Annotated in this window: 16 protein-coding genes; 13 read left to right on the forward strand and 3 right to left on the reverse strand. The window is 51.0% G+C overall.

All coding sequences use genetic code 11. The annotated features are described in order from the left end of the window. Positions 1–151 precede the first annotated feature (151 nt). The 11 genes from ubiE to KDK13_RS16540 all read left to right on the forward strand — a co-directional run bounded on the left by ubiE (position 152) and on the right by KDK13_RS16540 (position 7,957). On the forward strand, positions 152–919 hold the full coding sequence (ubiE, locus tag KDK13_RS16490) for a bifunctional demethylmenaquinone methyltransferase/2-methoxy-6-polyprenyl-1,4-benzoquinol methylase UbiE (protein WP_257286075.1): 768 nt from the start codon (positions 152–154) through the stop codon (positions 917–919). After that, the gene (locus KDK13_RS16495) at positions 919–1,602 is read left to right on the forward strand and encodes an SCP2 domain-containing protein (RefSeq protein ID WP_257286076.1); all 684 of its coding nucleotides are present in this window, start codon (positions 919–921) and stop codon (positions 1,600–1,602) included. The genes ubiE and KDK13_RS16495 overlap by 1 nt, the downstream gene beginning before the upstream one ends. Before the next feature lie 9 nt (positions 1,603–1,611). Continuing rightward, positions 1,612–3,240 carry a ubiquinone biosynthesis regulatory protein kinase UbiB gene (ubiB, locus tag KDK13_RS16500; protein WP_257286090.1) on the forward strand — a complete coding sequence of 543 codons (1,629 nt, stop codon included), beginning with the start codon at positions 1,612–1,614 and terminating at the stop codon, positions 3,238–3,240. 31 nt (positions 3,241–3,271) lie between these two features. Next, positions 3,272–3,679 (forward strand): phosphoribosyl-AMP cyclohydrolase, encoded by a 408-nt coding sequence (gene hisI / locus KDK13_RS16505; RefSeq protein ID WP_257286077.1) that lies wholly within the window; start codon positions 3,272–3,274, stop codon positions 3,677–3,679. Between the two features lie 41 nt (positions 3,680–3,720). Then, entirely contained in the window at positions 3,721–4,056 is a 336-nt protein-coding gene (locus KDK13_RS16510) for a phosphoribosyl-ATP diphosphatase (RefSeq protein WP_257286078.1), read from the forward strand. Positions 4,057–4,181: 125 nt separating this feature from the next. Next, on the forward strand, positions 4,182–4,448 hold the full coding sequence (gene tatA / locus KDK13_RS16515; RefSeq protein ID WP_257286079.1) for a Sec-independent protein translocase subunit TatA: 267 nt from the start codon (positions 4,182–4,184) through the stop codon (positions 4,446–4,448). Between the two features lie 164 nt (positions 4,449–4,612). Beyond that, positions 4,613–5,032 (forward strand): Sec-independent protein translocase protein TatB, encoded by a 420-nt coding sequence (gene tatB, locus KDK13_RS16520; protein WP_257286080.1) that lies wholly within the window; start codon positions 4,613–4,615, stop codon positions 5,030–5,032. Positions 5,033–5,034: 2 nt separating this feature from the next. After that, the gene (gene tatC / locus KDK13_RS16525) at positions 5,035–5,829 is read left to right on the forward strand and encodes a twin-arginine translocase subunit TatC (protein ID WP_257286081.1); all 795 of its coding nucleotides are present in this window, start codon (positions 5,035–5,037) and stop codon (positions 5,827–5,829) included. A 142-nt stretch (positions 5,830–5,971) separates the two neighbouring features. Further along, the gene (locus KDK13_RS16530; protein ID WP_257286082.1) at positions 5,972–6,265 is read left to right on the forward strand and encodes a hypothetical protein; all 294 of its coding nucleotides are present in this window, start codon (positions 5,972–5,974) and stop codon (positions 6,263–6,265) included. Between the two features lie 83 nt (positions 6,266–6,348). After that, complete coding sequence (locus tag KDK13_RS16535; protein WP_257286083.1) at positions 6,349–7,059, forward strand: 16S rRNA (uracil(1498)-N(3))-methyltransferase; 711 nt, start codon at positions 6,349–6,351, stop codon at positions 7,057–7,059. Positions 7,060–7,189: 130 nt separating this feature from the next. Then, positions 7,190–7,957, forward strand: coding sequence for a DUF2059 domain-containing protein (locus KDK13_RS16540; RefSeq protein WP_257286084.1), 768 nt, complete (start codon positions 7,190–7,192; stop codon positions 7,955–7,957). A gap of 6 nt (positions 7,958–7,963) precedes the next feature. Here KDK13_RS16540 and KDK13_RS16545 read toward each other — a convergent pair whose 3' ends face one another. After that, the gene (locus KDK13_RS16545) at positions 7,964–10,264 is read right to left on the reverse strand and encodes a primosomal protein N' (RefSeq protein WP_257286085.1); all 2,301 of its coding nucleotides are present in this window, start codon (positions 10,262–10,264) and stop codon (positions 7,964–7,966) included. 347 nt (positions 10,265–10,611) lie between these two features. On the opposite strand from KDK13_RS16545, the gene rpmE reads away from it, so the two are divergent. Both rpmE and KDK13_RS16555 read left to right on the forward strand, forming a co-directional pair. Continuing rightward, positions 10,612–10,827 (forward strand): 50S ribosomal protein L31, encoded by a 216-nt coding sequence (rpmE, locus tag KDK13_RS16550; RefSeq protein ID WP_257286086.1) that lies wholly within the window; start codon positions 10,612–10,614, stop codon positions 10,825–10,827. Positions 10,828–10,984: 157 nt separating this feature from the next. Then, positions 10,985–12,241 (forward strand): malic enzyme-like NAD(P)-binding protein, encoded by a 1,257-nt coding sequence (locus KDK13_RS16555; RefSeq protein WP_257286087.1) that lies wholly within the window; start codon positions 10,985–10,987, stop codon positions 12,239–12,241. 6 nt (positions 12,242–12,247) lie between these two features. Here the strand turns inward: KDK13_RS16555 and KDK13_RS16560 are convergent, their stop codons facing one another. Both KDK13_RS16560 and KDK13_RS16565 read right to left on the reverse strand, forming a co-directional pair. Beyond that, positions 12,248–14,749 carry a penicillin-binding protein 1A gene (locus tag KDK13_RS16560; RefSeq protein ID WP_257286088.1) on the reverse strand — a complete coding sequence of 834 codons (2,502 nt, stop codon included), beginning with the start codon at positions 14,747–14,749 and terminating at the stop codon, positions 12,248–12,250. Next, the coding region (locus KDK13_RS16565) for a hypothetical protein (RefSeq protein WP_257286089.1) at positions 14,746–15,001 on the reverse strand (256 nt) is incomplete at its 5' end. The genes KDK13_RS16560 and KDK13_RS16565, both read right to left, overlap by 4 nt.

Here is a 15,001-nt window from a genome sequence, read left to right on the forward strand (position 1 = left end):
GGAAACGGGCAACGGGAAACGCGTGGCGTCTGTAAAAATTAGAGCGTATTGGCCGTTTTTTCCGTTAATGGCTGCCCATGCTTACGCCATTCGCTTTTTGCCTTTACAATAGCCCGCCATAAGATTGATCAAATGTATGCCGGGAAGGGTCATGACAGACAGTGGCAAGCAAAAGCATGATGGTACGACGCATTTTGGTTATCGTGATGTGCCAGAGAGTGAGAAAGCAGGGCTGGTAGCGGGTGTCTTTCACTCGGTAGCCAGCAGCTATGATGTGATGAATGACCTGATGTCCATGGGCATTCACCGACTCTGGAAGCGTTTTACCATTGAGCTTTCTGCCGCCAGGCCTGGTCATGTGGTACTGGATATTGCCGGGGGAACGGGCGATCTGGCCAGGCAGTTTTCCCGTATTGTCGGGGAACGCGGGCGAGTCGTGCTGGCGGATATCAATGAGTCCATGTTGCGCGTCGGTCGGGATCGACTGACTGATCAGGGCATTGTTGGCAATATGGCGTTTGTCCAGGCCAATGCGGAATGCCTGCCTTTTCCTGATAACACCTTTGACTGCATTACCATATCTTTTGGTTTGCGCAATGTGACGGATAAGGACGCGGCACTGAGATCCATGTGCAGGGTGTTAAAGCCGGGTGGCAGGTTGCTGGTTCTTGAGTTCTCCAAAACCAATAATCCACTGCTGACCAGGGCTTATGATGCCTATTCGTTCAGTTTGCTGCCAATGATGGGCAAGCTGGTGGCGGGTGACTCCGAAAGCTATCGGTATCTTGCGGAAAGTATTCGTATGCATCCGGATCAGGAAGCGCTGGAAGGCATGATGAAAGCGGCCGGGTTTGTGAACACTGCCTACCACAATATGACCGGGGGTATTGTGGCGCTGCATAAAGGAGTTAAGCCCTGATGGCAGGCTCTAGTGACAGCTCTTATGACAGCCCTTATAAAAAGATTGTCATCAAAATGGGTCTGCTGGCAGCCCTTGAACGTCAGGTCAATACGCTGCTGGCCCTGGATCCGGCAACCCTGAAAAAACTGTCGCACTGGTTTGGTAAGGTGGTGGCTTTTCAGTGCACTTCGCCACAGTGGTTGTGTTATGTCCACTTTGAGCATGACCGTATTCGTCTTGCCAGTACCCTTGGAGAAGAGAGCGAATGTGAGGTGGATGCAACCTTTACAGGTTCCAGCGTTGCATTTGTTACGCTGGCGACACGCAGAAATCTGCCGTTTGCTGATGTTCCCGGATTGACGGTTTCTGGTGATGAGGCGCTGATTGCTGATTTGCAGCAGATTCACCAGCAGATGGAGATCGATTGGGAGAGACCCCTTTGCCAGACCTTTGGTGATATCGCCGGGCATATGATGGCCCGGGGACTCCGCTTTGTCGGTGACCAGGTTCAGCGAGGGCAGCAGCTGGTTATGGACAACCTTGGGGAATACCTTCAGGAAGAGCTTCGCCTGATTCCGTCAAGGGTTGAAGTGGAAGGCTTTGCTGCAGAAGTGGAGCTTCTTGCTGAGTCGATGGAACGGCTGGAGGGGCAATGGCAAACCATGCAACCTGCAAAAGATATATCTGATGCCAAATCATAAGTCGGGGGTCTGACGTTGATCCGTTTGCTGAAAATTGTGGCAGCCGTCGCCCGTAACCGGCTGGATAACCTGATTGATCCGGAGCGCGCACCGTTCTGGCTGCGCTGCTTTCTGATTCTGCTGCCCTGGCGCTACTTTATCCGTAACAATGCTCCCCGTGGTGAGCGTGTGCGCCTCTCCCTGGAGGCACTCGGACCGATCTTTATCAAGTTTGGGCAAATTCTCTCAACCCGTCGGGACCTGTTGCCGGATGATATCAGTGATGAGTTGTCCCGGCTTCAGGATGATGTTCCGCCGTTTCCGGCAGAAGAGGCGATTGGCATTATTGAGTCCAGCCTTGGCGGCTCTTCGGAAAAGAGAGTCGATACCCTGTTTGCCCGGTTTGATCGTGAGCCATTAGCGTCTGCTTCTATTGCCCAGGTCCATACCGCTCAGCTTCATACCGGGGAGGAGGTGGTGGTCAAAGTGATTCGTCCGGGTATCGACCGGGTGATTCGCAAGGACATTGGCTTGATGTACCTGTTTGCCCGTTTGCTGATTGCGCTATCAAAAGACGCTCGTCGTTTGCGGCCGGTGGAAGTGGTGGCGGACTACGAACGCACAATCCTGGATGAGCTTGACCTGTTGCGGGAAGCGGCTAACTGTTCGCAGCTGCGGCGGAACTTTCTGGCGTCTCCCCTGTTGTATGTGCCCCAGGTTCACTGGGATTACTGCCGCACAAAAGTGATGGTCGTCGAGCGGATTTACGGGGTTCCTGTTGCCGATATTGCCACGCTGAAAGCCCGGCATGTGGATATGAAAAAGCTGGCAGAACGTGGGGTTGAAATATTCTTCACTCAAGTGTTTCGTGACCGCTTTTTCCATGCCGATATGCACCCGGGCAATATATTTATTGATACCAGCAATCCGGCAGAGCCCAGGTACATCGGGATCGATTGTGGCATTATCGGTACCCTTGAGCCGGAAGATCAGCACTATCTGGCCAGTAACCTGCTGGCTTTTTTCCGGCGAGACTACCGCAAGGTTGCCCAGTTGCATGTGGATTCCGGATGGGTGCCCAGAGAAACGCCGGTAGGGGAGCTTGAGGCTGCGATTCGTACTGTCTGTGAACCGATCTTTGAAAAGCCCCTCAAGGATATCTCGTTCGGCCAGCTACTGGTCAGGCTCTTTCAAGTGGCCCGTCGCTTTAATATGCAGGTTCAGCCACAGCTGGTGCTGCTGGAGAAGACATTGTTGAATGTGGAAGGATTAGGGCGGCAGCTGTACCCGGAACTCGATCTCTGGACCACTGCCCAGCCGTATCTGGAAAAGTGGATGAAAGACCAGGTAAGTCCAACCGGTATTCTATGCCATCTTAAAGAGCAAAGTGCTGACTGGCTGTTGAGTACACCGGTGATGGCCCAGAAAGTGGTGTCAACGGTGCGGACACTGGTTGATCAGCAACAGGCGTTTCATCATCAGCAGGTGAGGGCGGAAAAGCGTCGGCAAAAGCAGAGACGTTTTGGTGTTCTTCTACTGCTGGCTGGAGCAACGGCAGTGGCTACTTCAGGCTCTCTTTTTGTGGAAAAAGAGCTGCTGGATCAGGCAATGCCTGGATTACTGGCTGTCGCACTGGGCGGTTGGCTGGTGGTTCGATAAGAAGCAACAAGAAGAATTTATGGATGGTGTGATGACAACAAACCACTGGCTGGATGAGGTTCGATGGAATGACGATGGCCTGGTAACGGCCATTGCCCAGGATCATAAAACCGGAGAGGTATTGATGCTGGCCTGGATGAACCGGGAGTCACTGGAGCTGACCCTGAAAGAAAAGGTCGCCATTTACTGGTCCCGTTCACGGGGCCGGTTGTGGCGTAAGGGTGAAAGCTCTGGTCATAGGCAGCGGCTGGAAGAGTGTCGTCTTGACTGTGATGGCGATGCGATCCTGCTCAAAGTGGAACAAATGGGTGGCATTGCCTGTCATACAGGACGAAAGTCTTGTTTCTACCGTCGCCTCAGGGATAACGCTGGAACAGCATCGTGGCATACCGAGGATCCGGTGTTGCAGGCTCCGGAAACGATTTATGGAGATCAGTAAAGACGGTTTTCTTTGCTGTAAATCATCTTATGGGTTAAAAGATGAACGATATAATCGGGCGATTAACTGAAGTGTTAAGCAGTCGCAGGCAGGCTGATCCGGATTCCTCTTACGTTGCACAGCTTCATAATAAGGGGCTGGATCATATTCTGAAAAAAGTGGGTGAAGAGTCAGCAGAAGTGCTGATTGCCGCCAAGGCTTTGGGATATGAACATAAGGACCATAATCGGGAGGCAGTCATTTATGAAACGGCTGATCTCTGGTTCCATACCATGGTCATGCTGTCTCATCTTGGCCTTGAGCCTGCTGACGTGCTGAATGAGCTGGATCGTCGTTTTGGGCTTTCCGGTATAGAAGAGAAGGCATCCCGTGGATAACTCTATTCCCCGTTTTTCTGACCGCTATTGCAAAATGGCAGCGCCACAAGCGGCACAATGGGGTAAGATGTCCGCTCTTTGTATATTATTTGATCAGTCTCCGTGGTGAGCTGAAGGAGCAGAAAATGGGTTTTGGTGGCATCAGTATCTGGCAGTTGCTGATCATTCTGTTGATCGTGGTTATGCTTTTTGGTACGAAAAAACTGCGTAGTATGGGCAGTGATCTGGGGGGGGCGGTAAAAGGCTTCAAAAAAGCACTGGGCTCTGATGATGAGAAGGATGATGAGAAGGACGATGAAAAAGACTCAGGAAAAGCTGAACTGAAGGCTGACTCAACCGAGCAGCGTAACCTTGAGTCTGATCTGGAAAAGTCCAGGCACAAGCAGTCTTGATGGTATGAAAAGGCTTTCGGGGCATGTTACCTGGCTGAAAGTATTTTTTTAAATTCAGATTGTCCCCTCTTGCAGGGGGAAGTTACAGCTGCCGCTGGCGAATGCTGCTACTGTTCCGAACGGTAGTTACAGGTTGCTGTCATCAAGAGGTGTGATAGTTCGCTGTGCTTGATATAGGTTTTACAGAGTTATTATTGGTTGCCGTGATTGCCCTGGTGGTGTTGGGGCCGGAGCGTCTGCCGCAGGCCATTCGAACCACCGCCTACTGGGTGGGAAAAATTCGTCGCAGTTTTCAGTCCGTTAAAGAGGAGCTTGAGCGGGAGATTGATGCCGACGGAATCAAGCAGCAATTGCACAATGAAGCTGTCATGAAAGAGTTGAATAAAACCCGTGAACAGTTTCAGAGCCAGATCAATGATCTGAAAAGGTCTGTGAGCATTGATCCTGCCGAAGATCAAACCTGTTCCGGTGTAAATACGCCACCCAGGGGTGACAGTGGCTCAGTGAGCGGAGACGATAGTGCTAGTAAGAAGGCAGTGAATGACAGCTCTACTCATCTGTCTCAGGAAAAAGGCAGTAACTGACTATGTCACAACAAACATCACAAAAAAAAACGGATCATTCTCAGGCATCGGAAGGAGCAGAACAGGATAAAGAGCAACCGCTCGTGCAGCACCTACTTGAGCTTCGTGGACGTATCCTGAAAAGTCTGATTGCTGTTCTGGTGGTTTTTGCCGGGCTGTTTTACTTTTCCAACGATATTTACGTTTATATCTCGGAGCCACTTCGCGCCAGCCTGCCGGAGGGCAGTACCATGATTGCCACCGAGGTGGCTTCCCCCTTTCTGGCGCCCTTCAAGCTGACCATTGTGCTGTCGCTGTTTGTGGCGATTCCATTTATTCTCCATCAGGCATGGGGCTTTATTGCTCCTGGCCTGTATCGGCATGAGAAGGTCATTGCAATTCCCCTGCTGATTGCCAGTATCCTGTTGTTTTACCTGGGCATCGCCTTTGCCTACTACGTGGTCTTTCCGTTGATTTTCTCGTTTTTCACAACGGTTGGCCCTGAGTCAGTCACTGTGATGACGGATATCAACAGTTATCTGGATTTTATCCTGAAACTGTTCTTTGCCTTTGGTATCGCTTTTGAAATTCCAGTGGCAACGGTTCTGCTGGTGTGGTCGGGAGTCACTACGGTCGAAAGCCTTAAGGAAAAGCGCCCATACGTGGTGGTTGGCTGCTTTGTAATCGGTATGATCATGACGCCTCCTGACGTCATTTCCCAGTCTCTGCTGGCAATTCCAATGTGGCTGTTGTTTGAGTGCGGGATTCTCTTTGCCCGGTTTGTGAAGAGTCGGAAAACTGATGAGGCAGAGGAATAGACCCTCTGTTTCAGCTCTTTGTTTCAACATATTGATTCAACATAACCAGTTCGGGATATTCCCGTGAAGATGGAGGCGCGAAGACGGGGCCACCATACCGGTGCTACTCTAACTTGTGATACGGTTGTTTCAGGGAGGAAGTATGCCATATCCCCACTCATCGAATGGTCAGGAAGGATTTAATTCTGGTCACTGCTACCATCATTCACCATTCGACGTTCCCATTGAGGTGATTCAGAACGGTTTGCTCTGGTTGTTGTCTGATCCTGTTTTTTTCCCGCTTAAAGGGATGCTGTCGGGTGATTTTTCGTCTGTGGATGAGTTAAGGGATGAGATGGTATCTGGTAATATCAAGCTGTCTCCGGCAGCTATTGATCGGGTACTTGATGAGATTGACCGGCTTGTGGATGATTATCGCAAAGGTGCCGCTTTTTAAGCTGTCTTTATGCCCTGTTTTTATATGAATTTGCCAGTTTCAGATCTTGCTGATGACTGGCTTATCAGCGTGTGGCTGTCTAGATGAATCTTCTTCTCCTTGAGAAACAACACTTTATTGATGAATGGCATGCAGTGCTGGATCAGCGGCAGTTAAGGCATGTGCTGGACGTTCATCAGGCCAGTGCAGGCGATGAACTGCGTGTTGGCCTGGTTAATGGCAAGGTGGGGAAGGGGAAAATCACTCACTTGTCTTCGGAAAAAATGCATCTGGAGGTTGAGCTGGATTCGCTTCCCCCTCCGGCACTGCCGCTGACGGTTCTGCTGGCTTTACCCCGCCCCAAAATGCTCAAACGTTCGCTCCAGCACCTGACAGCTCTGGGTGTTAAAAAGATTATCCTGATGAACAGTTATCGGGTTGAGAAAAGTTTCTGGCAGTCCCCCTGGTTAAGTCCTGAGAAAGTACGCGAGCAGTTGATACTGGGTCTCGAACAGGCCCGGGATACGGTCATGCCAGAAGTGATTCTTGAGAAGCGTTTCAAACCTTTTGTGGAAGATCGTCTGCCTGACCTGGTGGCAGGGAAGCTGGGTTTGGTAGCGCATCCTATGGGGGGCGAGAGCTGCCCCCATCAGATTTCAAAGCCTGCGGTGCTGGCTATTGGCCCGGAAGGGGGCTTTATTGACTATGAAGTGGATAAACTGGAACAGGCAGGGTTCCACAGGATTCACCTTGGACCACGTATTTTACGGGTCGAAACGGCGGTAACGGCTATCGTCAGTAAACTTTACGACTGATACTCAACAGAGTATGGTAAAAGTGAGCGCTTCGCTGATAATTCAGTCACTGTCGCTCACTTCATACAGTGGGTTGGTAGATCTATTAACTGACTGTTTCACAATAAACGGTATCAACACGGCTCTGACTATGGACGGAAAGAGATTAGTAGTTGTAGGTTTGTTCGCTCCCCTGCTTTTTATTGCCAGTGCCCTGGCATCCCCTGCCAAGCATCAGCTGTTGGATAAACTTTATGACCAGACAGGGCTGGAACGTCAGCTTGACTGGATACACGACAGTATGACTCTTCAGCAACAGAAATATCCGATTCCCGAGCCCGTTGTGAATACGGTCAATCAGGTGGTCAAAATACGCTATAGCCCCGAATTTTTCCGGGCGTCCATGAAAGTGACCCTGGATGAAGCCTTGTCGGTTGGTGAATTGGACCGATTGATTGACTGGTTCGGATCGCCCCTTGGTAAGAAAATTCTTCGCCTGGAAGCTGAAGCCAGTGACCCTGCCAATCAGGTAAAAATGGAGACCTATATCCGGGAAAAACTGTCGGCGGGGTTGCCTCGAAATAGCCGGATAATCTTAATAGAAGAGTTGATGGAAGCGCTTGATGCTGTTGAGATGAGTACCGAGCTGGCTGCCAGTGCTTCAGTGGGAGCCCAGAGAATGCTTCGGGAGGTCATGCCAGCGGGTGCTGAGCAACCAATGAGGCCTGCCCAGGTGTTGAAAGCCAGGGAGAAGCCTCATATCCGTAAGGATATGCCGGACCGAATGCGGAATATCTTTCTCTACACCTACAGAACCCTGCCGGATAGTGATATCCAGCGATATCTCGATTTTGCCCGGAAAAGTGCCATGCAGAACTTTCAGCGGGGACAGGTTCAGGCCATATCTCGGATGCTCTAGGAGGCTTCAGCTCATCTCCTGGGGATCAATATCCACGGTCCACTTCAGTTGCCTGGGAAGCCGATGGCTTTCCAGGTAGCTGACAACGTGACTGACGACAGCGTGTAAATGATTTCTGCTTTTTCCATGGATAAGCAAGTGCCAGCGGTAGCGGCCCTGACGCTTTTCCATGGGTGCCGGAATCGGGCCAAGTAACCGAACATTGTTGTTGGTCTGTTGCTGGCCAGCTTGTTCAGCATGGCATCTCAACGCTGAGAGCAGAGCCTCACTTTCCCCCTGGTTAACCGACTCTGATCGAATCAGGGTTAAATATCCCTCTGGAGGCAGGTTCAGGTTTTTTCTTTCAATAAACAGGCTGCTGGCAAAGCGACTGTAGTCGTTCATGGACAGAAGCTGCAGCGCAGGGTGTGTCGGATTATAGGTTTGAATAATCACCTGTCCGGGTTTATCTCCCCGTCCCGCTCGTCCCGCCACCTGCATAATCAATTGACCGGTTCTTTCTGGTCCTCTGAAGTCAGAACTGAACAGCCCTGCATCGGCATTGATGATGGCCACCAGGGTGACATTCGGGAAATGGTGACCCTTAGCCAGCATCTGTGTACCCAGCAGTATGCAGGGTCTGCCGGATTGCACTTCTTCCAGCATGTCACTCAGCGCCTGTTTTCTTCGAGTGGTGTCCCTGTCGATTCTCAGTACAGGGTAGCCGGAAAAGTGTTGGTTGAGTGTCTGCTCTGTCCGCTCCGTGCCCTGGCCAACAGGCTGAAGCTTTCGGCTCCGGCATGACGGGCACTGCCATGGGATGGCCTGTTGCAGATCGCAATGGTGGCAGTGCATATGGGGCGGGTAACGGTGAATGGTCATGTGCGCATCACAATGCGGACAGTCGATAATGGTGCCGCAGTCCTGACAGATCATGGATGGCGCATAACCACGACGATTCAGGAAAACCATTACCTGGTTGCCCCGTCCAAGATGAACAGCCATTCTTTGCAGCAGTTCTGTGGATAAGCCATCCTTCAGAACCTGATGTCGCATATCCAGCAACTCCATGACCGGAGGGCGTGCATTTCCCGCTCTCTGCTTAAGATGAAGCTGAGTGTATTTTCCCTGGTGCGTATTGTGCAGCGTTTCCAGGGAGGGGGTTGCCGATCCAAGGACTACCGGGCAGTGGCATTGGCTGCCACGGAAAATCGCAAGATCCCTGGCGTTATATCGAAGGCTTTCCTGCTGCTTGTAAGAGCCGTCATGCTCTTCATCAACAATAATGAGCCCAAGGTGTGGCATTGGGGTGAAAATGCCTGAACGGGTGGAAATCAGTATCCCGGCCGTACCTCTGGCGGCTTCGAGCCAGCCTTGTAATCGTTCACCATCACTGAGTCCGGAATGCAGGCAGGCAACCGGGACATTGAAGCGGTCACGAAAGCGCCTGACCGTCTGGGGTGTGAGCCCGATTTCCGGAATCAATACCAATGTCTGCTTACCGTTGGCCAATGCTGCAGAAATAGCCTGTAAATACACTTCCGTTTTGCCGCTGCCGGTGACGCCTTCCAGAAGATAAGTGCGGTAGGATCCGAGGCTATCGGTGATGGCTTCACAGGCAAACGCCTGTTCTTCGTTCAGTTGCAGATGAGCAGACTTCAGTGGGTTGGTGGTTTCCGTAAACAGGCGGGGAGAGGGCTCAACATCCCGGGAATGAATTAACCCTTTTTTGGCCAGCTCTTTTAACAGGCTCTTGCTGAAACCGTATTCATGGAGCTCAGTGGCGCTGATGCCTTCAGGGTTTTCAGAAATCAGTGTCAGGGCGGCCAGCTGTTTCTTTGATCGTTTCAGTTGGTCCCGTAACTCACTGCCCAGTTCAACCAGGGGGGACCAGAAGGAAATGCTGCCTGTGGATGCGGGTTTTCCAAGGCGCAGGTTTTTTGGTAAAGCCTGGTGCAGTGTTTCTCCTACGCTGTGATGGTAATAACGGGCTGCCCACTGGCATAGCTGGATAATATCCCCTGGTATAAGAGCCTCTTTATCCAGAACAGCGATGACATGTTTCAGTTTATTGACGGGAATGTCAGTGCAGGATTCGATGGAGAGAACAATACCCACCATCCGCCGTGGGCCAAAAGGCACGATAACTCTGCTGCCGGGATGAATGGTAGTGCCAGGATAAGTCTCTGGTGGTAAGTAGTCGAACAATTGCCGCAGAGGTGAAGGGATGGCGACCCTGATATATTTTTCTTCAATGGGCCTGGCGGGGACGGACCGTTCAGTCGTTGATTGATCATGTTCTGCGTTGTCCGTCGATTTGCTGCTCATTCAGGTTCCATCGTGGTATTTCTATGGCGGATATGATACAGGAACTGACCACTGGCATGAACAGAAACCGGGCAGGGGTTTGATCTCTTTGCCAGAGATGCCCGGCTGTATTTTTCTCGTTGCAAGTTCTGCCCATGACCTGAGAATAAGGTCCAAACTACGTATATTGGACGAACATAAGACGGTTTCCCTCGGCAATAATCTCTGGTAATATCCACGCCTCTTTACCCTCTCAGCCAGTTATGCTGAGGTGGATACCGTGTGCGGTGCCTGTCTCCGGAGCCTGATAACTAAAGAGGCTCAATTGAGATTCAGGTGGCGGCATACACCAGTTCGAGGAAGCTCAAATGAAGCAGGATATCCATCCTAACTACGAAGAAATCGAAGTTACCTGCAGCTGCGGTAACAAAATCCACACTCGCTCTACGCTGTGCAAGCCTCTGAGCATCGAAGTCTGCTCCAAGTGCCACCCATTCTACACCGGCACTCAGAAGGTGATGGATACCGGCGGCCGTATCGAACGCTTCAACAAGCGTTTTGGCAAGCTGGGCGCTCGCAAGTAATCGAGCTGGCAGCTTACCGACCGAAAGGTGTAAAAGGCGACTGTTTTTCAGTCGCCTTTTTTATGGCCTGTTATTTTTCGAATTGTCCTTGTTCCCCCTATTTCCATCATATATTCTGGACTTTCATATAACCTCCTCCCCATATCAGTAAAAACTCATGGAAATGAAGCAAGCTGCACTTGATTATCACGCTCTTCCAAAACCTGGAAAGATTTCGATTGAAATTACCAAGCCGGCAGAGACCGCGCTGGATCTTTCACTGGCTTATAGCCCGGGTGTCGCGGAGCCGGTGCGGGCGATTGCCGAAAATCCGGAGGATGCCTATCGATATACCGGCAAAGGTAACCTGGTGGCCGTAATCAGTAATGGTTCAGCGATTCTCGGTCTGGGCAACCTGGGCGCACTGGCCAGTAAGCCGGTGATGGAAGGCAAGGCTCTGCTGTTCAAGCGTTTTGCCGGTGTTGATGCTATCGATATTGAAGTGGAATCCGAGAGCCCCCAGGCGTTCATTGATACTGTGAAGCGAATCGCCTGTACCTTTGGCGGTATTAATCTGGAAGATATAAAAGCACCTGAGTGCTTTGAAATTGAACGTCGCCTGATTGAAGATTGTGATATCCCGGTTTTCCATGATGATCAGCACGGCACCGCAATAGTGACGGCAGCGGCCATGCTCAATGCTCTTGAGATCGCCGGAAAGAATATAGAAGAAGCAAAGCTGGTCTGCCTGGGCGCCGGTTCTGCTGCCATTGCCTGTGTGAAACTGCTGATCAGCTGCGGCTTCAGGCCAGAAAATATGCTGATGCTGGACAGCAAGGGGGTCATCCATTCAGAGCGCAATGATCTGAACCAGTACAAGGCAACGTTTGCTGTTGAAACGCCTTGTCGCACATTGGATGACGCCATTGATGGTGCGGATGCGTTCCTTGGTGTTTCCGGTGCTAACCTGCTGTCTCCGGAACAGCTGGCAAAAATGGCTGCAAACCCGATCGTTTTTGCCTGTGCCAACCCGGATCCTGAGATTCGTCCAGAGTTGGCTAAGGAGGTCCGTCCTGATGTCATTATGGCAACCGGGCGTTCAGATTATCCGAACCAGGTGAATAATGTCCTGGGTTTCCCGTTTATCTTCCGGGGAGCGCTGGATGTACGCGCTTCACGCATTAATGAAGCAATGAAAATTGCGGCGGTTAATGCCATCCGGGAGCTGGCAAAAGAGCCGGTCCCGGAAGTGGTTATGAAGGCGTACGGTGACGTCAAGCTGAGTTTTGGCCCGGACTATATTATTCCAAAGCCTATGGATTCCCGGCTGCTTGGTAAGGTTTCTGCCGCTGTGGCCCGGGCTGCCGTTGGCTCTGGCGTTGCCAGGGCAGAATATCCTGCCCATTACCCTTTGAACGCTGTCTCGGATATTTGATCAACATCAAAAAAGATCTTCCGGTGAAAACTCCTGGTCCATCTCGCCAAGAGATGGCAGGCTTTCATCACTGTATTGCTGAGGGGCGTTTTCCTGGCGGAAGACCTCGAAAATAGCGTTGGGGTCTCCGGGCAGGGCAAGCTTTCCGGTTTCTGGTGAAATTTTCAGGGTGATCATGCCCTCCGGTTGTGTCGGCTTATGTTCCGGTTTGCCATCCAGCGCTGTATGCATATAGTCAACCCAGATTGGCAGCGCGGCATTGGCTCCGTATTCCCAGCGCCCGAGTGTTGAAAAGTCGTCCATACCCATCCAGACGGCAGTCAGGACATCCGGGTTAAATCCAACAAACCATGCATCTTTGCTGTCATTGGTGGTGCCGGTCTTGCCGCCGATATCGTGTCGTTTCAGTGCCTGTGCCCGTTTTGCTGTGCCTTTCCAGACCACATCATTCAGGATGTCGTTCATGAGGTAGTTAACCTGGGGTGACATAACGGATTTGGCAATTACCGGCTGATCGTTGGGGGCAGTCAGTGAAGCATTTTCCTGAACCAGCATTTCATCAAGCGGCGGATTACTGACTGGATTACTGACTGGATTACTGAAAAGGAGGCTTTCTTCTTCACCTTCAATCTCCATGGTGTCTTGATTCAGGCTGGCAATACAGCTTTCATTGCAGGCTATTGCTGCTCTGGCCTCAAAAATGAGTTCATCGGTGGTTTCAATTCGCTGGATGAGCCAGGGCTCGATGCGGAAACCGCCATTGGCCAGAACTGCATAGCCAGAGGCCAGTTCCAGCGGTGTCATGGATACATTGCCCAGGGAGAGCGACAGGTCCCGGCTTAAAGATTCTTCCCTGAAGCCAAGCTGTTTCAGATAGTTCACTGTTTTGCTGATACCCACCTGACGCAGAATACGGATAGAGACAAGGTTTCTTGAGCGATAAAGACCTTCACGCAGACGCATGGGGCCATTGAACTTCATATTGTCATTATTTGGGCGCCAGCTGTCCTCGAGGTTCGCATCATCAAAGACAATCGGTGCATCATTGATGATGGTTGCCGCCGTCATGCCGTTGGCAATGGCCGCAGCATAAACAAAGGGCTTGAACGATGAGCCAGCCTGACGAATGGCCTGAGTGGCCCGGTTATACATGCTGTCATAGAAGTTGTAGCCTCCCACCAGAGCCAGAATTGCACCATTTTCCGGTTGTATTGACACCAGGGCTGCCTGAGCCTGTGGTTGCTGGGCCAGACGGTAGTTGCCGTCTTCTGTCACCCTCACCCAGATCAGGTCTCCGGTTTTCAGAACATCTGATGGTGTTTCAGGCGTACGACCAAAACTGTTTACGGTCAGAAAAGGTTTTGCCCAGCTCAGGTTTTCCCAGGTGATTTTACCGACATTGCCGTTTCTCAGGCCAATTTCAACGTCTTCTTCCCCGACCCGGGTGACCATGGCGGGTAACAGAATGCCAGTAGACGGGGTTTTGTTGATTCGCTCTTGCCAGCCTTCTTCCGGAGTATTATCAAATAGGTTGGTGACCGGCCCCTGGTAGCCATGGCGTTCGTTGTAAGCCATTAACCCATTGCCTACCGAAAGGTTTGCTGCCTTCTGGAGTTCGCTGTTGACGGTGGTGAAGACTTTAAAACCTTCGGTGTAGGCTTCAGGACCAAATTGTTCAACCATTTGCTGGCGAACCATCTCGGCTATATAAGGCGCTTCAAGTTCGATTTTTGCGCCGTGATAAAGGGCAGTGATCGGCTGGCTGATTGCGTCGATATATTCTTCATAAGTCACGTAGCCCAGATCTTTCATCCTTCCCAGGATCCAGTCGCGCCGGATCAGGGCCCGTTCGGGGTCATTGATCGGGTTATATCGGGAAGGAGCTTTTGGCAGACCGGCAATCATGGCAATCTGCGCCAGGTTCAACTCATTAATGGCTTTGCCGTAGTAAACCTGGGCGGCGGCATCGACGCCATAGGCGCGATTGCCCAAATAAATTTTATTGAGATAGAGTTCAAAAATTTCATCCTTGGACAGTTGCTGTTCTATTTGCAAGGCGAGCAGGATTTCATTGAATTTTCGTGAAAATACCCGCTCATGGCTGAGGAAGAAGTTCTTGGCCACCTGCATTGTTATGGTACTGCCGCCGGATTGAATGCTTCCTGAACTGACCAGTTGTACAGCGGCCCTCATAAGGCCCATGATGTCAACGCCGGGGTGGTAATAAAAACGGTCATCTTCGGCAGCCATAAAGGCTTTGATCAGGTGTGTGGGGGCGTCTTCAAACTGAATGGGGGACCGACGCTTTTCGCCGAACTCGGCAATGAGCAGATTATCTTGAGAGTAAACTCGCAGAGGTGTCTGTAATTTGGCGTCACGCAACGATTCCACGGAAGGCAGTGACGGGCTGAGGTATAAATAGGCACTGGCACTGACAAGTAGAATACCACTGGCTACTGTTAATAGTGACCAGAACAGGAATTTAAGAAGTTTAACCGACCGTTTCATGCTGTTAGGGCATCCTGATAAGGCAAAAGCCACCGGCTGAAGTTGTGATATTTTTTAACTGTCTTGTCATTAATAGTCGTCCTGACAGCCGTTCGTGACTGAGTAGTATACGGTGAAATGGCCTTCAGCTGAAAATGTGGTTTTCCTGTATGCGGAACAGTCTTGGGTTGCAGAAGGATTTTCCTAAAAAAAATCCAGTGTTTAGAGTTGGCTGAATGGCGACTGTAATTGCGTAAATAAAGATTGTTATAA

This window comes from Endozoicomonas sp. SESOKO1 (assembly GCF_024606265.1).
GTDB lineage: Bacteria > Pseudomonadota > Gammaproteobacteria > Pseudomonadales > Endozoicomonadaceae > Endozoicomonas.